Origin of the sequence: Paenibacillus tyrphae (assembly GCF_027925525.1) — a bacterium.
Classification (GTDB): Bacteria; Bacillota; Bacilli; order Paenibacillales; family NBRC-103111; genus Paenibacillus_G; species Paenibacillus_G tyrfis_B.
The window spans coordinates 41,113-61,236 of record NZ_BSDJ01000014.1 but is presented as its reverse complement, the minus strand read 5'-3'; the positions used below and the strand labels follow the sequence as shown (position 1 = coordinate 61,236).

Genomic DNA, 20,124 nt, shown 5'->3' with positions numbered 1-20,124 from the left:
CAAACGGAAGTGGGGTATCCACTGGAGAAGCGATAGCGGCCGCCTTTGTCTTCGGGAAATGTCCGCTCCTAAGCGGATTTCAATCAAATTTCCCGAGGACAAGAGTGGTCGGAAGTGGATACCCCACCCCTTCGTAACCTCTATTATCTCAATTGACCACTTTCTCAACAAGCTCACTACGATACGAACAACAGGGGGCTGAAGGGGAATGAAGAAAAGATGGTTATTCGTTTTCGCCCATCCCGACGACGAATCCTTTGCAGCCGGAGGAACGATCGCCAAGCTTAGCGGCACCGGCCACGAGGTCGTTCTGGCGTGCGCCACATCGGGATGCAAGGGAAAGTCGGGCGAGTTTCAATTCGCCACCCGCGAAGAGCTGGCCCGGCATCGGGAAGAGGAGCTGCGCAGCGCGTGCTCCGTACTTGGCGTTGCCGAACTGATTCTGTACCGTTATCGGGACGGCGAATTAAAGTCGATCGATCCGGAAGCGTTGGCAGAGCGGATTCGCTCGACCATTGCGGAGCTGAAGCCGGATGTGGTGCTTACGTTCCCGCCGGACGGGGTAACGGGGCATCCCGACCATATCGCGATTTCCCAAGCGACGGAGAAGGCGGTCGCGCTGGCGGAAGCGGAATACCCGGAGGGGCGGCGGCCATCTTTTTATTACACCTCGATCCCTCATTATTATGATCACTGTCAGGATTCGGGACCGAAGGATACGTGCCCGATTACGGCACGGGTTGATATCAGCGACTACCGTCAGCACAAGGGACGGGCTTTGCAGGCTTACCGGAGCCAGATTTACTCGGTGAACCGCGCCTACCCCGGCGTGATGGAAGACGACTTCACGGTGATCCGAAACTACGAATATTACACCTTGGTTCGCGCCAACGGCCAGCACGTTCAAGACATGACGAAGACGGCTTTGAGCGAGCTGCCGACGATGGATTTGACCTGACGGATCGCGATAAAATCGAATAAGCTGATTTCCGAGTTGGTTCCTGCCGTTCCTTTGCGAGCGGCAGTTTTGTTTGTTCGGCCTTGACAAATGAATCAAAAATGTCATAATGATATTATCGAAACGGAGAATATAAGGAGGAGCGGCGCATGACTATGGAAAACGGTTCGAACTATACGGCAAGCAAATACCGGACGCCGGACGGGGCGCCGGCGGATATCGTCATCTTCACCATTACGTCCGAGCCGCAGCCGACGGCGACGAAATCGCTGCCGAAGCGGGAGCTGCAAGTGCTGCTCATCAAGCGGAAGGTATGGCCGTTCGAGGGCATGTGGGCGCTGCCCGGAGGCTTCTCCCGGGAGACGGAGTCGATGTATGAGACCGCGAGACGCGAGCTGCAGGAGGAAACCGGTGTAGACGGCGTTCACATGGAATACTTCAACGTCTACAGCGACCCGGGCCGGGACCCGCGGGGATGGATTATCTCCCATGCTTTTTTCGCGCTGGTGCATGAGAAATATTTGGCCGCGCGGGCTGCTGCCGACGATGCGGCGGAGGTGGCGCTGTTTCCGGTGTCCGAGGCGCTGACCCGGCTGGAGCTGGCCTTCGACCACAGGCGGATTCTCTCGGATGCGCTGGAGCGGGTCAAGCAGAGCATGCTGGTCACCCCGATTGCCGGAGAGTTTCTGCCGGACGAATTCACGCTCGGCGAGCTGTATCAGGTCATCCGGACGGTGGTGCCGGACTTCGAGGAAGCGAATTTCATCCGCAAAATGAAAGCGACCCAGAGCCGCAGCGGAGTATTGGAGGAGATTCGCGACGCGAACGGGGAACCGAAGAAATCGAACCGCTACTCGCAGCGCGCCGCACAGTTGTACCGTTTTACCGGCAATCTGCCGAAGCTGTCGTTGTACAGCTAATTTTTTTGGGATTCAATATAGTCGTTTTGAAAGTATTGAAATTGAATTGTCAACGAAGAACTACATCGGGAGGATGAGATTCATGGATCGATGGTATACGATGGTCGGACTGCTCGCCTGCATGCTGCTGGTCGCTTATTTCACGTCGTCGACGCCGCTGGAGATTGCGGCGACCACAAGCGGACTACTCAGCGTATGGCTGACGGCGCGGCAAAACATTTGGTGCTTTCCCGTCGGGCTGGTGAATGTAGCATGCTTTTTCGTTATGTTCTACGATGCGAAGCTGTACGCGGATATGACGCTGCAGGTGGTGTTTTTCGTCTTGAGCATTCAAGGCTGGATCGTCTGGTTGACCAAGCGCGGTCAGGCGAAGGTGCGGCCGACGCGGCGGATGACGCCCCAGCTCGGCTTGTGGCTGGTGCTGCTGCTCGTCGTCGTGACGGCAGGCTGGGGCTACGTGCTCGCCCGGTTCACAGACGCGTCGATCCCTTATGCGGACGCGTTCATTGCGACGCTGAGCATTCTTGCGCAGCTGCTGTTGTCGAACAAGGTGCTGGAAAACTGGCATTTCTGGATTGCGGTCGACGTGCTGTCGATCGGGATGTATGCGTATAAAGAGCTGTATGTTTTAGCGGCGCTGTACGTTATTTTCCTCGGCATTGCGACAAGCGGGCTGATCCAGTGGCGCAGCGAATACCGGGCGGACCGCATGGGGGTGAGCTTATGAGCGACAAACAGTTAACGGTAGGCCTGACGCTCGGCAAATTCGCGCCTTTGCACCGGGGGCACCAATATATGATCGAAACGGCCCTCGCGGAGACCGATCACGTGATCGTCGTCATCTACGATTGTCCCGAAACGACGGACATTCCGCTGACGGTGCGGGCGGACTGGATTCGCGCCCTGTATCCCGAGGTCGAAGTGATCGAGGCTTGGGACGGGCCGACGGAAACAGGGTATACACCGGAGATCAAGAAGGCGCAGGAGGATTATATGCTCGGCCTGCTTGGCGGGCGAAGAGTGACGCACTTTTATTCCAGCGAGCCGTACGGCGAGCATATGAGCGAAGCGCTGAACGCCGTGAACCGGCAGGTTGACCCGAAGCGGGAGGCGTTTCCGGTATCGGGAACGGCGGTGAGGCAAGACCCGCCCGCGAACCGTGAGTTTGTCCATCCGCTGGTGTACCGGGATCTGATGACGACCGTCGTCTTCCTTGGCGCGCCCTCGACCGGCAAAACGACCGTGTGCGAAGCGCTGGCCCGCGAGTTCGGAACGGTCTGGATGCCGGAGTACGGACGCGAGTATTGGGAGCAGCATCAGACCGACCGCCGGCTGACGCCGGACCAACTGGTAGAGATAGCCGAGGGGCATGTGGCCAGAGAGGAAAAGCTGCTGCCGGAGGCGAACGGGTATCTCTTCGTCGATACGAATGCGATCACGACGTTCATGTTCGCGCACTATTACCACGGAATGGCGCTGCCGCGGCTTCGGGACTTGGCGGCGCAAGCGGCTTCGCGTTACGATCTCGTCTTCATGTGCAGCGACGACATTCCGTACGACGACACGTGGGACCGTTCGGGCGACGTGCAGCGCCGCGTGTTCCAGAAGCAGATTGCGGCCGATCTGGCGGCGCGGCGGGTGCCTTACATCCCGCTGCACGGCAGCTTGGAGGAACGGATCGCGCAGGTGAAGCGGGTGCTGAGCCGCTACCGCAAGTATGCGAGCCTCGGCGCACCGTGGGCGGAACTATAGGAGGGGGAAATCGGGATGAGCGATAGAGGAAAAAGCATGGCAGACCGCATCAAAGGCGGGCTGTACGGCGTCGCCGTCGGCGATGCGCTCGGCGGGACGACCGAATTCATGAGCGCCAAGGAAATTCACCGCAAGTACGGCTATTTGACCGACATCATCGGCGGCGGGGTGTGGGACCTCGAACCGGGGGAGGTTACGGACGATACGATGATGACGCTTTGCGTGGCTGAAGGCATTCTCGACGACCCGAACGACCCGATGGCGAGCATCGGGGAACGCTTCCTGGCGTGGTACCGTTCCGATCCGAAGGATATCGGTAATATTATCCGGCGGGCGTTCACACGGTATGACGGCCATTGGTTCGAGGCGGCCTTTCTGGCCGATCAAGACCTGGGCCGCAGCGCGGGCAACGGCTCGCTGATGCGCTGCCTGCCGGTGGCGCTCGCCTACGCCGACCCGGACCGGATCGACCGCATGTCGCGGATGCAGTCGAAGATGACGCACTACGACGAGCGCTGCAACGAAGCGTGCGGCTTGTACAACCGCATCGCGCTGCGGCTGCTGAACGGCGAAGAGCTGCGCCCGGCGATGGCGGCGGAAACGCAGGGCACGCCGTATGCTTCCGCGCTGGCCGAAGCGCCGGACTGCGAGCCGACCGGCTTCGTCGTCGATACGCTGCGCTGGGCGCTCCACTGCCTGCAGCAGGGCGACGGCTTCGCCGATGTCGTGCAGCGGGCCGCCAATCTCGGCGGCGACAGCGACACGATCGGCGCCATCGCCGGCGGGCTGGCGGGCGTGTATTACGGCTACGCCGGCATCCCGGCCGCGTATGCGGACGCCATCTTGATCCAGGACCGGCTGGACGCCGTGGCCGGGCGGCTGACGGCACTGCGGCGGGCTGCCTCCGACGGTTCGCAGTAGAAGCGGCTCAGCTCTTCTCTTTTAACATGGAAGGCCGTTTCAGCTTCAGCTTTTGCGAATTGTCCATGCGAACCTTTACCTTTACGCTTTGCAGAGAGTCTTTATTGAGGAAAAACTCGTCCTTTTGGGCGAGTTTTCGCCATTTTTTCGGGTCCTTGCGGTATAGCGCGTCAGATAGCTGCAGCACATCCATTTTGCGCTCCAGTCCTTTGCGATACGTGTGCTCGATTTCTTCTTTTATTTTCTGCTCCGCTTGCCGCTGAATCTCCTTTTCGTCCATTGGACGGTTATATTGAAATACGCCGCCGGAAGCGGATACCTCGATGTTGAAGCTTACCCGGTTTTGCTGTACCACGGGCGTGATCACGGCTTTCGGCTTCTGCATGACGACCACGGCCGACGGCCGCTTCGGATCGCCCAGCGCAAGCACGCCCCGGACGGTAGAGCGGTTCATCCAGCGGAAGCCGAGCAAATCTTTACTCGGCATCGCCGCGACCAGCTTGTCCTTCTTCATGCCGTACACGCCATCCATCATTAGGTTCTTATGTGGAGCTGTGTTTTTGGTCCACGCTTTTTCGTTGATGTCGATGGAAGGCAGGAGAGAGGTCATTCCGGGCTCGTACAGAGTAGACATAAAATGGTACAGCCGCAGCGGCTCGATAAAAGAGCTTTGCCGGTATATATCCATCGGACTGCTAAGCTGGGAATACAGCATCGAAATGTTCAGAATCGGGTTAGCCGACAAAATCTCCCGCATTGGACTTTCAGTTCCGAACACCCACGGCGTCTGCCGGAATTCGTTGAACCGGCCCCACAGATCCATGACGTCCGTGATCCCATGCTCCAGCAGCGCTTTGCTGAAGACGATCGCGGAGATGTGGCTCCAGGAAACGGATTGATGCGACGTGCGGTACACTTGAAAGATGGCTTCATCGAAGGTGGAGGCCGTGCCTTCCCCGATAAAATTGCTCGGATTGGCCCGCCGGCCCCCGCTCTCGACCTTGGCGATGTTCGTAAAATCAATCACTTGGACGTACACCTTATATTGGCCTTTCACATAATCGATACCGATCGCATTCGGGTAAATGACCTGTTCGACGGACCGCATGCCGCAGGATGAGAGCAGCAGGAGCAGCGGCAAAATAAGCATCAATTGGAGCAAAGGATGCCTGCGCATCGGTCATTCCTCCCGTTTGGGCGATATCTTCTTCAAAAAGCGGAGCCTTTTCGTCAAACGATTGAATGGGGTGCGAAAAAGCTCCGGAACGATTTCCTTCATCGACGTAGGAGACAACGGTGACATGAGCGGAACGCCGAAGGAGGTCAGGTTCACCACGTAGGTGATGATTGCAAAGGCCGAGAGCAGGAAGCCGTACAAGCCGAAGCTCGCCGACAAAATCAGCACGAAAATGCGTAAAATCGAGATCGTTCCGAACAGCGTCTGGGTTGTCGTCACGAAGGAAGCGACCATGCTGGTGGCCATCACGACCACCATGCTCGGCGAGGCCAGACCGGCGCTGATCGCGGCTTGACCGATGATGAGGCCTCCCACCACCGACAGCGTCTGCCCGATGTTAGGCGGCAGACGCATCCCCGCTTCGCGAAACAGCTCGAACAGGATCAGCATGGCGAATAGCTCCAACTGGCTCGGAAAAGGGACGCCCTGCCGCGAAATGACAATCGTAGCCAGCATGCTCACCGGAAACTGGTCTTGATGAAACGTCAGCAGCGCGATCCAGAAGCCGGGCAAAAAAACGGCCAGAAACAAACCGAACATGCGCAGCAGTCGACCGAAGGCGACGAAATAGAAATGGGTATGCGCGTCTTCGGCGGATTTGAAGGCGAACGTCACGGTAATCGGCGCGATCGCAACGGTGGGCGATCCGTCGAAGAGAATGACCAGCCTGCCTTTCAGCAGGGCCCGGACGGCGAAATCCGGGCGCCCCGAATGATAAGCGGCGGGAAACAGTGCAAATTTGGAATCGACGATCCGCTCGATCAGCTCCGAAATGCTGAAGAGGCCATCCATCTCCAGCCTTGAGATGCGCTCCTCTACCTCCCGAATGGTCCGCGGGTCCGCCGTTCCGTCCATATACATCAAACCGACCCGGGTGCGGGATTTGAGGCCGACGCGGAATTCCTTATAGCTCAGATGATGGGATAGCAGCCGTTTCCGGATCAGCGCGACATTCGTATCGAGCTGTTCGATGAAACCGTCCCGGGGACCCAGCAAGGAGGTTTCCGTCTTGGGCTCTTCCGGAGTTCGGCTCAGCGGAGCGGCCAGATTGCAGCTGTATAAGCGGTCCGATTCCGTCAAAATTAGCAGGTGGCCTCGGAACAGCAGGTCATTGGCCTGCCGAAACCAGTCCTTTCCGTCGACCGGCTGCAGATTCAGCCCGGTGATGCCGGAAAGGACGTGAGGAGCTTCACTCGCAATGTCCGGGGCAGCCTCCGCCAGTCTTGGCAGGACGGTCTGGTTTAGCTTGTCGGTATCGGTCAAGCCTTGGCAATAATAAAGCAGCAGTCGTGTGCTTTCGCCCGAAGAGACCGGATATTCGATGGTGAAAAACAAAATGTCCTGGCTGTTCTCATAGACCGAGCGCAAATACGGTTCGTTTTTTACAGGCGGCAGCTCATGATGAGTGTTCATGGTCCATTCCCTTTCTGGCGACAGGGCAGCAAGGTCATTCCTGCCAGCGTGAAGGACAGTGCCAGCACCGCGCCCGATATATAGGGCAGCGTCGTTTGCAGCGTACCGAGAAACCGCAGGCCCGTTACAGGAAAATAAGGCGCGATAATGAACAGCCCCGAGCATACGATCAGCCATGGAACCGATTTTTGTTTCCAGAGAAGGCTTGCCATGTCTGCGATCAGATACATCGCCAAGGAAATTCGAATGTAGGCGCCTGACAGCCATTGGTATACGGATAAAAAGTCGAGATGCTCGATATATTTTCCGAGGTTCACCAGTCTCCATTCTTCAAATGCGGGATACCGCAGCAAGCCGGCCCGGACCGGCCCGAACTCGACAATCGCTCCGATCAGAGGCCCCATGGTCAGCCCTACCAAGATGATGCCTAACACTAGAAGATGAACGTACTTTAACGTTTTGTGAATGCGGTGCCGCATCAAGACAAGGACGAATAACTCGCTTAAGCCGGCCCCGATATACGGAATTCCCCGCAGTGCGGGGCCGGAGCCATTCTCGAAAAACGGCCGCAATAAACCGTAATTTTTGTGCGGAATATTGGACGACATGACGAAGAAACCGAGAATGACGACAATGGGAAGCAGCAGCGCGGCCGTCATGGCGATGCTTCGGAGCCCTTTATAGGCATTGTAAAAGCAAATCCCTACGAGCAGGACCGTAAGGGAAAGTCCGGGCATCAGCGGCAAGTAAATCCGGGACCATTTGATCGTATCCACGGTCGTGACCGCGCCGATGTACAACAAATAAGCGGCAAAGACGGCTGCGAACAGGACGGCCCAAAACTTGCCGAACCGGATGCGGATCCACTCCGCAATGTGCCGGTTCCCGGTACGCCGGACGATGCAATAGATCAAGGCCAGCCATATAATATATAAAACCGTTGCAAAGAGGACGGAGATCCAAGCGTCCCTGCCCGATACCTCCAGCATAACCGGAATAATGATGACATGATTCATCAATCCCGTCGACAACATCAGAATCATGGATGCTTGCAGGAGTGAAATGGTTGGCATGTGCTCTCACCGTTTGGATTCGTTACCCAATTTACCAATATTATCTTCCGTTGGGTAAAGTTTTATCCAACGATATCGCGTCTGGGAAGCGAAGTAATTCTATTAAAGGGATAGGAATAATGATAGTTTTGCGATATAATCTGTGTGGGAAATCTTGATTGTGAATGTGGATGTACGGTATACTTTTCTCGCCAAAACAAAACAAGTAAGGAGAATAAGGATGGATAAAGTACTTATTTTCGGACATAAGAACCCAGACACCGATACGATCTGTTCCGCCGTTGCGTATGCGCATTTGAAAACTCAGCTAGGCCAAAATGTCGAGCCTGTCCGCTTGGGCAGCGTAAACGGGGAAACCCAATACGCGCTCGACTACTTCAAAGTGGAAGCTCCGCGCCTTGTCGAGACGGTGTCGAACGAAGCGAAAAACGTCATTCTGGTCGACCACAACGAGCGTCAGCAAAGCGCCTCCGACATCGATCAGGTTCGCGTGCTGGAGGTCATCGATCACCACCGCATCGCTAACTTCGAGACAAGCGGCCCGCTCTATTACCGTGCCGAGCCTGTCGGCTGCACGGCGACGATTCTGAAAAAGCTGTATAAAGAAAACGGGGTCGCCATTCCGAAAGAAATCGCGGGTCTCATGCTGTCCGCGATCATTTCCGACTCGCTGCTGTTCAAGTCGCCTACCTGCACGGATGAAGACGTAGCCGCTGCCCGCGAGCTGGCCGAAATCGCCGGCGTGAACGCCGAAGTTTACGGTCTGGAGATGCTCAAAGCCGGCGCAGATTTGAGCGACAAAACGATCGCCCAACTGATCACACTCGACGCCAAAGAATTCCAAATGGGCAGCTACAAAGTGGAAATCGCCCAAGTGAACGCCGTCGACACGAACGACGTGCTGTCGCGCCAAGCGGAGCTGGAAGCGGCTCTCTCCGGCATCATCGCGGAGAAAAACCTGGACCTGTTCCTCTTCGTCGTAACGGACATCTTGAACAACGATTCGATCGGCTTGGCCCTTGGCCGCGCCGCGCATGCCGTGGAGCAAGCGTACAACGTGAAGCTGGAAGACAACAAAGCCGTGCTCAAAGGCGTCGTCTCTCGCAAATCGCAGATCGTACCGGTGCTCACCGACACGTTCAACAAGCTGTAATCTAGGGATGAAAACAAGGCCGCCGGCGCATTGCGCTTGGCGGCCTTTTATTCCTCTGAAGCCATCGTGCTATGTTAGTTTCACTTTTGATATTCGGCGTACCAGGCCTTCACGTAACGCATGTACGTCGTCCAATCCCAACCGGACCCTGGGTCAGTGTGGGTCTGATTTGGGTACTCGCTATGCCCTTTGATGTGACTCCGATCGACCGGAATTCCATAGGTATAGCACATGAGAGCCGCCAGCTTGGCCGACTGGTTGTACATGGTCGAGGTAAACCATTTTTTCGGATCGCTAACGTAGCCTTCGTGCTCGATCCCGATGGTGTAAGAGTTCGCGCTGCGGGCGTGATAGGCAATATTTTTATCTTTGACCATCTGGGTAATTTCGCCGTCTGAGCTTCTTACGTAATAGTGCGCGGCCGAAGGCCCGTCATGCTTTTGCTGCGCCCAACTGATGGAGCCGGCGTAAGTACCCTGCATGACGTGGATCACCAGATGCGTAATGGTTCCGCGGCCGCGGTTTCCGGTTGCATAATTGGTGGGATGCGCCGCCTTCCAAATCGGCTTCACCACCGGCTTTCCGGCAAGACCGGAAATGACGATTTCGTTTTTAATCGTTACCTTATTCCCCGAGGGAATAAACAGCTTGGAAGTACCCAGCACTTGCTGAAGATAAGAGACGTTCAGCTCGTCATTTTCCGAGCCCAGATACATTTTGACGGCATTGGACCAGTCCGACAGATTGGACGATTCCCGGAATTCGGGGTTGGCCGTCTTTTGAAAATCGGCAAGAAGCGCGGCCGCTCCCATAATGTTCGACTTATCATCGGATTTCAGCAAATTGACGTCGAGTCCGGAAAGCTGGGATGCTTTTTCCAGTGTTTGCTTGACCGGATTGGAAACGAGGTTCATCATTCCGTAACCGTTTTCAAAACTGGGAAGGCCTTCATGGCTGCTTAGCCGCGATTCGTTCCAGCCGATCGCTATGAGCAAATCGCGGGGGACCTTATACTGCTTCGATGCTTCATCGAATGCTGCCAATAAGGTATCGGGCACGACGAAAGCCTGCTCGTTTGTCAGCTTGGCTTCCGTGTCCAATTGCTGCAGCTCCATGTTTATTGGGCTGCCGCTGTCCTTTGCCGCTTCCTCCGCATAGCTTGCCCATGGCGCGCTGACCGCGAACAGTGCCGCCAAAGATAAAATGCCTAGTACATGACGAGCCTTCATTCGAGAACCCTCCTAAAAAATGGAATGACATCCATCTAATAATTAGGCGGGAAACTGCAAAAATCCTCCTTTTATTTCTAAATATTTCTTAATCCAGCGAATTTTCGACATCTTCCGTGCGTCATAACGCGGTTTTTCTGCAGGATCATTCATAATCCTCTGCGAGCCGGCCATTTGTTATATAGTTGCATTGTGTGCGGGATCAGATCGCACGCCGATGACAATTCAAATCGAGGAGGAATGAATGATGTTCGGTAAAAAAATAGCTGCAAGCGCGATCATGTTATTTGCTTTAACTTCAGCCGTCGCTTTCGCCGATGACACGACTCTGAAGGCGGGCGATGCGAAAGTCCGGGAAGAGGCCCAAAAATTCGTTGTCGATTTTGTCGGGCAAGCTTACAAGCCTTACTACACGTTGAATACTATCGACAGCGACATCTCCGAGTACTCGGTGAAGGACAATGTGCTGACGGCAAGAGTCAATATTTCTTTAAACAAAACGTTAAAAGCCAAGTCGGTCGACGAAATTCCTTACGTTAAAGGAATGAAGAAGCAATCCGCCGCATTAAAGCAAACCAACGCGATCAGCGCCATGGAAACCGAACAGGTCATCAGCGACCGGCTCAAAGACCTCAGCGAATATATCGGCACGGCAACGGAGCAGAACGACTCGTTCCGGCTTACGGCCAAGGTTGTCAACGGCAACATCGATAACTCAAGTGCAAAGCTTGAATTTTTGAATTATATGGATTGGATTCCGGCGGCCCACTTCATTCCTGAAACCGAGGAAACGATGATGAAGTCTGGACAAAAGGATTTGTTGGAAGCGGTTACGACCAATCGGGCTTACACGGTAAGAAGCGCAGTCCAGCCCCAGGCTGCTTTTACGTACAACCGGATTGCGGCAAGAGATTATGCGAATAGGTACACGTCTACGGTGACTAGCTCGCCTTACTACGATACAAGCAAGTGGAATAAAAACTACAAGTTTCATACGGAGAGCGGCGGGGTCGATTGCGCGAACTATGTTTCCCAAGCGATGTATGCCGGCGGGATTCCGACGGACAGCACATGGAAGCCCGAGTCGATTGCCTGGGTGAACACGGGCCGCAACATTAGCAACGGCTTGGAAGATTACATGGTCCGCACCAAGAAATATTTCTACAAAACGACGAAAGTCACCACGCCGGCCGGCGGATTTATCAGCGCGTTGGATTACTCGCATGTGATGTTTGTCGTGGCTAACGATACCGTGACGATGCAATACAGCGCCCATACGAACGACAAATTGAAAGCTTCGTTCGCCAATTTCAGCGACAGCAAGTTCGAGTTCTTCTATATTAATTCGGCTTATTTAAATTAATTAAGATGCGATCGATGCTGCCGGGCAAATCCACATGTCCCGGCAGTATTTATTTTCCAGACGCCATCTTTCAATCAACCTTATTGCTTTCCCCGGTTAAAAAATCTATAATGAAAGAAAAATCAACAAAAAAGAACATTGTTCTTATTTGCGGAACGAAAGGTTAGCTGCCCATGAAAAACAATACGAAGAAAACGGCGATTCTGGAGACCGGGGACCGGATTCTGAGAATGCTGGAATGCTTCACGATCGAGAAGCCCGAATGGGGAGTGACCGAGCTTAGCGAACATCTGGGTCTGTACAAAAGCGTCGTTCATCGCATGCTGGTCACGTTGGAGCACCGCGGCTTCGTCACCCAAAATCCGCAGAGCCAGAAATATATGCTCGGGATCAAGCTGTTCGAATTAGGTGTCGTCGTCGGCAATCAAATGAATTTGCGAACGGTTGCAAAGCCGGTCATGGAAGAGTTGTGCGAGAACACCAAAGAGACGGTTATGCTCATGATCGTTGACGGTCTGGAGGGCATTTGCGTCGAGAAGGTCGAAAGCACGCAAAGCGTACGGTACACGTCTCCCTTAGGCAAGAGGGTTCCGCTGCATGCAGGAGCCACCACCAAAATATTACTAGCTTATCTCCCCGAGGACAAGATTGACAAAATCATATCGAAAGGCTTGCCGAAATTTACGGACTATACGGTCAGTGACCCGGACGAGCTTCGGCAGCAACTGCAGACGATCCGAAAACAAGGCTATTGCATCTCGTCCAACGACTTCTCGCTGGGAGGCATGGGGATTGCCGTTCCGATCATGGACCATTCAGGGGAAGTTGTAGCCGGGTTGTCCATCTCCGGATTGGAGTTCCGGATGAACGATATTACAGACAGCTTACTCCGGCAGTGCCAGGCTGCAGCGGACTTGATATCCAAGAGACTTGGCGCGCGTTAATTTTTTTTAGACATTTGAAAGAACGTTGTTCCGCATATAAGAACGATGAGGCTGCCCGTTTGACAACGAAATATGATAGCGTTTTCTTGATTGAAACTAAGACAAGGAGGTGATCCTATGTCATATGCCCGGTATAACGATGGCGCGGCGGCACGGATTGACGTTTTTTAAACTTTATGGGGGAGTGAAAGAACATGGGTCAAGACAGACATACGGATAACAGCAGCGTGAATTCCAAGGTCATCTTAATCGCGATGCCTTGGGTCATCTTTTTACTCTTCATGCAGGTGTTTAATGAAAACGTTTTTTCGCTGGTCACGCCGAAAATCGCGGAAGATTTCGCGATCACCCCGGGGACCGTCAGTTGGGTCGTCACGATCGGCGGGCTCATTCTGGGCGTCGGCGGAGCCATCTATGCGGCGCTCTCCGACAGCATCTCGTTCCGCAAACTGTTCGTCTTTGGCGTCGTTACCTTTGTGGCGGGTTCGCTTCTGGGCTTTATCGTTCAGTCCTCGTTTGTGCTGGTTGTCCTGGCCAGAGCCATTCAATGCATGGGGGCAGCGGTCATTCCCGGCTGCTTCATCGTACTCGTGCGGAGATACGCTCCGAAAGAACAACAGCCTCTCTACCTCGGCTACGGTACTGCCATGTACCAGTTATCGGCCGGCATCGGCCATATTATCGGCGGCTACGTCGCCAAATATTTCTCGTGGACGTTCTCGTTCCTGCTTCCGCTCGTCGTTCTGATAACGCTTCCCGTCTTCTTGAAGTATCTTCCGGACGAAACCGGAAAAAAAGGCAAGCTCGATATCATCGGCGCGATCATTTTGACCGTGCTTTCCACCGTTCTCATTCTGGCGGTGACGAGAAAGGATATGCTCATCGGCCTGGTCGGACTCGTGATTCTTGTTTTCTTTGTTCTATATTCCAAGAAACGTACGGACCCGATCCTGGATTTGTCGGTGTTCCGCATTAAAACGTACACCCCTCTGCTGCTGGTGTCGATTCTGATCTATTGCGTGCAGTCCGCCTTTTTCTTTATTTTCCCGTTCTTCATTCGCGACGTGTACAGCGCGGGGATCGAAGTGATCGGGCTTATGTTCGTTCCTGCGAACTTCGGGGCCTTCATTTCGGGGATGCTTGCCGGAAAAATCACGAATAAAATCGGCAAACTAAAAGCATTTTATGTGGGAACGAGCATCGTCTTGGCCGGGATGTTAATGTTCGGCATTTTCCTTGGGATGAATATCATTTATATGTGGATCGCGCTGGCCTTGTTTGGGATCGGTTACACGATCATTTATTCCGGGTTTTACACTTCGTTTACAGGTCTGCTGCCCGACGATCGGGTAGGAATCAGTATGAGCGTCTACAATCTGATCACCAAAATTATTTTGTCCCTGTTCGTCGCGCTGGTCGGTATTCTCATTTCCCAGGACACGCTGGACTTCAAACTGCTGCCCGTACCCGAAGGCTTGAAGCATGTGCATCTGTACAGCAACGTATGCTTGCTGTTCTCGCTGATGCTGGTGGTGGGCATGGTGCTGTTCGAGGTGTTCTACGGGCGGAAGGAGCGGCAAAGGCTGGCGAGTGAAATGATCGTGGAGAAAGAAGCAGTATAGGATGGAAGAATAGAAGGGAGAGAGTACCATGCAAAAAATGATTCTGGATGTGGATACGGGGATTGACGACGCGTTGGCGATTGCTTATGCCGTCTCGCTGCCGACGGTCGAACTGCTGGGCGTCACGACGACTTACGGGATGGCCCCGGTGGATTATTCGTGCCGGAATTCGCGCAAAATTCTCGAAGTGCTGGGCGCCACCGACATTCCTGTGTTCCGAGGCTCGGAAAAACCGCTGCAGCGCATCCGGGAATATAACGGCAAAATTCACGGTACCGACGGGCTCGGCGAGACGTTAGGTCCAGTCGAAGGTCCGGTTCCGTCCTCGCAGCATGCGGTAGATTTCCTTATCGAGCAAATTTATGAGCACAAGAAGGATTTGACGATCGTTGCCACCGCGCCGCTGACGAATCTGGCCGCTGCGCTCTTCAAAGCGCCCGAAATTGCCGGGATGGTCGGCAAAGTCGTCATTATGGGCGGAGCCGTCACGACCCCGGGCAACGTAACCAAATTCGCCGAAGCCAACATTATCATCGACCCGGAGGCGGCTAGTATCGTACTGGAGTCGGGAATGCCGATCACGTTGGTGGGGCTGGATGTGACGAGAAAAACGCTGCTCACGAGAGCGGATGCACAGCAATGGAGGGAAAAAGGGACGCCGGCAAGCACCTCTTTCGCCCAATTTACCGAGTTTTATCTGGATGCTTACAGCAAGCTCCATCCTTATCTGAAAGGTTGCGCGCTCCATGATCCTCTCGCCGTCGGCGTTGCGGTCTATCCCGATCTGGTCCGCACCGTGCCGATGAATATTAAGGTGGATCTGGAAGACAACGCGCTCGGCCGGACGACGGAGGATTTGTACCGGACAACGGAGCCGACGACACTCGTATGCGTGCAAGTCGACGCGGAACGGTTCATGAAGGATTTCTTTGCGCATGTCATCTGAGGCGCGGCGAGAAAAGGGCTTCGCCGAGGGCAGGGTTCGATGATGCGACATGGGTGAAAGCGCCGCTGCGGGGGGAATCGGGCGTGCCGCCGGTATGGTACGTGTACGTACGTTCGGCAGGTTAACGGCGTGGGAACGTGGGAACGGCAAAAATTTTTTTGCATGGGTAGGAGAACGATGTTCTTATATGGAGGACAAATAGAGAGTGTGAGGGGAGCCTGCTTAAATGCTTATGAAATGCGATATTTTGATCAAACATACTGCCTTGATGACTCCCGACTTCGAGATTATAGAAGGGCAGTCCATTGCGATTCACGACTCGCGGATCGTCGAGATCGGAGCCTATGACGAACTGAAAGTGAAATACGAGCCGGAGCACCTTCTGGATGGAAAAGGAAAGCTGTGCATGCCCGGCTTGGTCGACGCGCACACGCATACGTGCCAGCAGCTTTTGAAGGGGCGAACGATGGACGAGCTGCCGATGATCTGGTCGCGCATCCTCGTTCCGTTCGAAGGAAATCTGGACGAGCAGGACGTCCGGGTCAGTGCGGAGCTGAGCTGTCTCGAAATGATCAAGTCGGGGACGACGGCCTTTGCGGACGCCGGTGGTGTGCATATGCATCAAGCGGCGGAGGCTGCCGTCCAATCCGGCATGCGGGCCGCGATCACGCGTTCCGCCATCGATATCGGGGACTTTCTCCCGGACTCGATGAAGCAGCCGATGCAAGACATTATCGACAGCAACGAATGGTTGTACAAGACGTATCACGGCGCAGGCGACGGGAGAATCCAGATTTGGTTCGGCATCCGGCAGGTGATGTCCTGCTCGCCGGAGCTGATCCAAGCCGCGGCTGAGAAGGCCAGACAATACAATACGGGCCTACACGCCCACTTGGCGGAGCACCGCGATGAGGTGAGGTATTGTCTGGAGAAGTACAAGAAAAGACCGGCGGAATATCTGGATTCCCTCGGTGCGCTGGGCCCGAACCTGCTGACGGCGCACAATGTGGTTTATTCCGAAGGCGAGATCGACTTGCTCAAAGAGCGGAACGTCAACATCGTGCACTGCCCGCGGGTTAATTTCAGCAGTCACGGCATTCCGAAGACGCCGAGAATGATGCAAATGGGCATGAACATCGGCATGGGAAGCGACGGGTCGTCCTCTTCGAATCTGAGTCTTTTCGACGAAATGCGGGTGTTCCGCTCAGGCATCCACATGTCCTGGGGTCTTCCGGTGTTCGATCCGGTCGTGCTCCCGGCCAAGGAATTGATCAAGATGGCCACGATCGGCAGCGCGAAAGCCATGCTGCTAGGAAACGAGATCGGGACGGTCGAGATCGGCAAGAAAGCAGACCTTATTCTTATTGATATCGATCAGCCGCATATCTCGCCGTCCCACAGCTTGATCAACATGATTGTCGAATCGGTGACGAGCAGGGATGTCGAGGACGTCATCATCGACGGGAAACTGGTGATGAAGCAGCGGGAAGTGTTGACGCTCGACGAGGAGCGCATCCTTTATGAAAGCGCGCAGCGAATGAAATCGACCGCGGAAAAAGCGGGAGTGTAGCGGAAACGCCGCGGTAGTCAGGTTTGCCCTGAGCCGCGGTGTTTTTTGTTGTTTAGGGGGAGGGGGAGGGTTAGAAAAGGAGTTTGATGGAAATCAGTTTCTATCCTCATAGGTAGGTTCAAAACGACAAGAAGAAGGGGAAAGTGAACAGCCATGAACGTTTCAATTCCTCGTAGGTAGGTTCAAAACCAGCCTGCTGTTGGACGATCTCGGAGAGTTCCTCCAAGTTTCAATTCCTCATAGGTAGGTTCAAAACGCAATTGCAAAAGCAAGAATCGGCCAGAAGGCAGAGTTTCAAATCCTCATAGGTAGGTTCAAAACCAAAAGCCTGATACTCATCCAGAAACCATTTAGCAGTTTCAAATCCTCATAGGTAGGTTCAAAACTTGAAGATCTTTATTTATGGGAATACGTGCGGCGCGACAGGGTTTGAAATCCTCATAGGTAGGTTCAAAACCAGCAGCAGAACGCCAAGAACTTGAAGCGCTGAAAGCAGTTTCAAATCCTCATAGGTAGGTTCAAAACCAAGTGTACGCGAAAAATGGCGGCCGGCCTCGCGCGTTTCAAATCCTCATAGGTAGGTTCAAAACCCGCAAAAATGCCGTTAAACCGGTGTTTTTCATAAACGCCAAAGTCATAAGTGAACGTTGGGAACGAGAGGATTCCTTATTTTACACGGTTTATGTTGTCGTCGATCCCCCGGCTTTTTTGCGGGATTGGGGGTCGACGACAATATGCTCGACCAATCATTACAATTTCGAAGATATTTATCTCTAACCCTTTTCGTAAACAATCAATCAACTGGCGGGTCCTGAACTCCATCATCTTGGTACTCTAACAAATCTCCTATATTAACCCCTAAATATGTACAGAGCTTGTCCAAAAGCTCTCGCGGATAACGTTCTGTTTGGTCATTGTAAAAAGCCCGCACGCTATCGAAACGATAGTCAATATCTTTTGCTAACTGACGAATGGAGATTCCTCTCTGGTCAAGAATTGGCTTTAATTTTGAGCGAATCAAATGCTTCTCACCTCTGTTCAAATTGTAGGACTTACCTAATAAGCATGTCAATCTAATAAAGGATAAATTATTATTGACACGCTAAGCGGGTCGGGATATAATGTAACCAATGACACGTTAAGAGTGTCAAAAAATATTGGAGGTGATAAGCTTAGTAATTCACCGTGACTATGCTGAGTAAAAATAAGCTGGCAATTTTACTTATTGTTAATTTCACTCCCGCTCTACCTTGTATTTATACGAAATGCTGTTGGCATACCTTGAGGTTCAATAAGATGGTATTGAAGTATCAAATGGTCGGCAGATTTGCGACCTTAAACATGGGGGAGATATGTTTCAAGATCTGAAAAAACTAATCGTAGATTTAAGTAGCATTCAAGTTATTTGGGATACCGAGGCTAAAACGAGGCATAATGAAACTGAAAGAATGTATGCTACCGGGGTAAGTGATGGCTTTAAGCACGCAGCAGTAGCTCTAGAGTCAATAATTCGAAAATACTCGACATGATTTTGATATTGACCCATAAGCGACTAGCTTTGGGTCTCTTTTCTTTACAAGTTGCAGTATTAATATTAAAAATAGTCATCTCGATGAGGCATGGATGATGAGTTTCAAATCCTCATAGGTACGTTAAAAAAGCGGAATTGTAGAAAGGAGAACGACTATGGAAGGATAGTTTCAAGTCCTCATAGGTACGTTCAAAACAGATAATCGAAATCATGCAACGTTACGGTCATTGGGGAGTTTCAAATCCTCATAGGTACGTTCAAAACCCCGGGCACAAAAGTGCCTAGAACCCCCGTATTGGTTTCAAATCCTCATAGGTACGTTCAAAACGATGACATTTCTTATGACGCCGGGACCAATTCAAGGTTTCAAATCCTCATAGGTACGTTCAAAACCAAAGCTCTAGAAGCTGCTGCAAGTACAATCATGATCTAGTTTCAAATCCTCATAGGTACGTTCAAAACTACTTCGTAGGTATCCGGCGTCTGAGACTTTACGCAGTTTCAAATCCTCATAGGTACGTTCAAAACCAGGTTCGCCAAAATTTATGCAGAGAACTTTCAGGAAAGTTTCAAATCCTCATAGGTACGTTCAAAACCACAAAAATTTGCTTGTCATATAGACAGGCATACGGGTTTCAAATCCTCATAGGTACGTTCAAAACACGTAGTGAGTACGCTACAGTTTCACTTATCGTTCAAGTTTCAAATCCTCATAGGTACGTTCAAAACTTCCTTCTCCCAAGCCTCGCACACCGGGGTCGAGGGTTTCAAATCCTCATAGGTACGTTCAAAACCGGCGCGGTGAAGCTGACGGAGGAAAACGTCAACAAATTGTTTCAAATCCTCATAGGTACGTTCAAAACCCATAAAAACCCTGCCACTACGCCATTCCTGCATATCCCATAATTTCGTTTTTCTAACGGCTAGCGTCACAATCCTTTTCGCCACGCGGCTATCCTTGTCGTCGATCCCCCGGCTTTTTTGCAGCATTGGGGGTCGACGACAAAATGAACATAGCTAAATTATATTGATGTGCCCTCTTTTTTCCAAGCTTTTAAAAGTTATTTACCTATAGCATATTGTAACTTGAATAGACTTTAAAGGAAATAAATAACACAATCCTTTGTTGAGTGAACCTCAATCATGTCTGAAATTAGAAGCGAAACAAACTACATGGAGTTTTTAGCATAAATGGAGTGAGCCATAATAAACAGCTTTTCGACTTAATTTTGATCGGGTTTTTTCTATTTATAGTTGCCAGTATAATTCCAATCATGATATGTTCAATTAGGAGAGTCGTGCGCTAACATGGGTCTCAAGAACAATATCCGCTACAAGGGCGGTATGGCTTGAATATCGGAATGAAGCTAGGCTCCCGGTCCGTCAAAACAAAGGGGGCCTACTTCTTTTTTAAGTAGTTAAGTAAAGCGAAGATGAACATGCCGAACATGAACATCAATGTTAAAGTATCTTTTATTTCCATGAAACCACT

General features: G+C 52.6%; 17 protein-coding genes and 1 CRISPR repeat array. Of the genes, 11 read left to right on the top strand and 6 right to left on the bottom strand.

Features of this window, described 5'->3' with window-relative positions; genetic code table 11:
- Positions 1–208 precede the first annotated feature (208 nt).
- The 5 genes from QMG93_RS18400 to QMG93_RS18380 all read left to right on the top strand — a co-directional run bounded on the left by QMG93_RS18400 (position 209) and on the right by QMG93_RS18380 (position 4,551).
- Entirely contained in the window at positions 209–958 is a 750-nt protein-coding gene (locus QMG93_RS18400; RefSeq protein ID WP_281938941.1) for a PIG-L deacetylase family protein, read from the top strand.
- A 149-nt stretch (positions 959–1,107) separates the two neighbouring features.
- Entirely contained in the window at positions 1,108–1,878 is a 771-nt protein-coding gene (locus QMG93_RS18395) for an NUDIX domain-containing protein (RefSeq protein ID WP_281938939.1), read from the top strand.
- Between the two features lie 82 nt (positions 1,879–1,960).
- Positions 1,961–2,605, top strand: a complete 645-nt coding sequence (pnuC, locus tag QMG93_RS18390; RefSeq protein WP_281938938.1) for a nicotinamide riboside transporter PnuC — start codon at positions 1,961–1,963, stop codon at positions 2,603–2,605.
- On the top strand, positions 2,602–3,630 hold the full coding sequence (locus QMG93_RS18385) for an AAA family ATPase (RefSeq protein WP_281938936.1): 1,029 nt from the start codon (positions 2,602–2,604) through the stop codon (positions 3,628–3,630). The genes pnuC and QMG93_RS18385 overlap by 4 nt, the downstream gene beginning before the upstream one ends.
- 15 nt (positions 3,631–3,645) lie before the next feature.
- Positions 3,646–4,551: an ADP-ribosylglycohydrolase family protein gene (locus tag QMG93_RS18380; protein ID WP_281938934.1), complete on the top strand. Its 906-nt coding sequence runs from the start codon at positions 3,646–3,648 to the stop codon at positions 4,549–4,551.
- Between the two features lie 7 nt (positions 4,552–4,558).
- Here the strand turns inward: QMG93_RS18380 and QMG93_RS18375 are convergent, their stop codons facing one another.
- From QMG93_RS18375 to QMG93_RS18365, 3 genes are read right to left on the bottom strand one after another with little or no spacing between them, the layout of a single operon-like run.
- Positions 4,559–5,728, bottom strand: a complete 1,170-nt coding sequence (locus tag QMG93_RS18375) for a Ger(x)C family spore germination protein (RefSeq protein ID WP_281938932.1) — start codon at positions 5,726–5,728, stop codon at positions 4,559–4,561.
- Between the two features lie 3 nt (positions 5,729–5,731).
- On the bottom strand, positions 5,732–7,201 hold the full coding sequence (locus tag QMG93_RS18370) for a spore germination protein (RefSeq protein WP_281938929.1): 1,470 nt from the start codon (positions 7,199–7,201) through the stop codon (positions 5,732–5,734).
- The gene (locus QMG93_RS18365) at positions 7,198–8,274 is read right to left on the bottom strand and encodes an endospore germination permease (protein WP_281938927.1); all 1,077 of its coding nucleotides are present in this window, start codon (positions 8,272–8,274) and stop codon (positions 7,198–7,200) included. Before QMG93_RS18365 ends, QMG93_RS18370 begins: the two co-directional genes overlap by 4 nt.
- A gap of 220 nt (positions 8,275–8,494) precedes the next feature.
- Here QMG93_RS18365 and QMG93_RS18360 point away from each other — a divergent pair, with 220 nt between their 5' ends.
- Positions 8,495–9,427, top strand: a complete 933-nt coding sequence (locus QMG93_RS18360; protein WP_281938925.1) for a manganese-dependent inorganic pyrophosphatase — start codon at positions 8,495–8,497, stop codon at positions 9,425–9,427.
- Positions 9,428–9,507: 80 nt separating this feature from the next.
- Here QMG93_RS18360 and QMG93_RS18355 read toward each other — a convergent pair whose 3' ends face one another.
- Positions 9,508–10,656 (bottom strand): N-acetylmuramoyl-L-alanine amidase, encoded by a 1,149-nt coding sequence (locus QMG93_RS18355; RefSeq protein WP_281938923.1) that lies wholly within the window; start codon positions 10,654–10,656, stop codon positions 9,508–9,510.
- Positions 10,657–10,900: 244 nt separating this feature from the next.
- Here QMG93_RS18355 and QMG93_RS18350 point away from each other — a divergent pair, with 244 nt between their 5' ends.
- The 5 genes from QMG93_RS18350 to QMG93_RS18330 all read left to right on the top strand — a co-directional run bounded on the left by QMG93_RS18350 (position 10,901) and on the right by QMG93_RS18330 (position 17,101).
- Positions 10,901–12,019, top strand: a complete 1,119-nt coding sequence (locus tag QMG93_RS18350; RefSeq protein WP_281938922.1) for an amidase domain-containing protein — start codon at positions 10,901–10,903, stop codon at positions 12,017–12,019.
- Between the two features lie 173 nt (positions 12,020–12,192).
- Positions 12,193–12,963 carry an IclR family transcriptional regulator gene (locus tag QMG93_RS18345; protein WP_281938920.1) on the top strand — a complete coding sequence of 257 codons (771 nt, stop codon included), beginning with the start codon at positions 12,193–12,195 and terminating at the stop codon, positions 12,961–12,963.
- 194 nt (positions 12,964–13,157) lie between these two features.
- Complete coding sequence (locus tag QMG93_RS18340) at positions 13,158–14,585, top strand: MFS transporter (protein WP_281938918.1); 1,428 nt, start codon at positions 13,158–13,160, stop codon at positions 14,583–14,585.
- Between the two features lie 28 nt (positions 14,586–14,613).
- On the top strand, positions 14,614–15,531 hold the full coding sequence (locus QMG93_RS18335) for a nucleoside hydrolase (protein ID WP_281938916.1): 918 nt from the start codon (positions 14,614–14,616) through the stop codon (positions 15,529–15,531).
- 226 nt (positions 15,532–15,757) lie between these two features.
- Positions 15,758–17,101: an amidohydrolase gene (locus tag QMG93_RS18330; RefSeq protein WP_281938914.1), complete on the top strand. Its 1,344-nt coding sequence runs from the start codon at positions 15,758–15,760 to the stop codon at positions 17,099–17,101.
- 793 nt (positions 17,102–17,894) lie between these two features.
- Here QMG93_RS18330 and QMG93_RS18325 read toward each other — a convergent pair.
- Positions 17,895–18,122: a helix-turn-helix domain-containing protein gene (locus QMG93_RS18325; RefSeq protein WP_108533052.1), complete on the bottom strand. Its 228-nt coding sequence runs from the start codon at positions 18,120–18,122 to the stop codon at positions 17,895–17,897.
- Positions 18,123–18,730: 608 nt separating this feature from the next.
- Positions 18,731–19,495: direct repeats of the CRISPR family, unit length 30 nt; unit sequence GTTTCAAATCCTCATAGGTACGTTCAAAAC.
- Between the two features lie 536 nt (positions 19,496–20,031).
- The gene (locus QMG93_RS18320) at positions 20,032–20,115 is read right to left on the bottom strand and encodes a putative holin-like toxin (RefSeq protein ID WP_281939084.1); all 84 of its coding nucleotides are present in this window, start codon (positions 20,113–20,115) and stop codon (positions 20,032–20,034) included.
- Between the last annotated feature and the right edge of the window lie 9 nt (positions 20,116–20,124).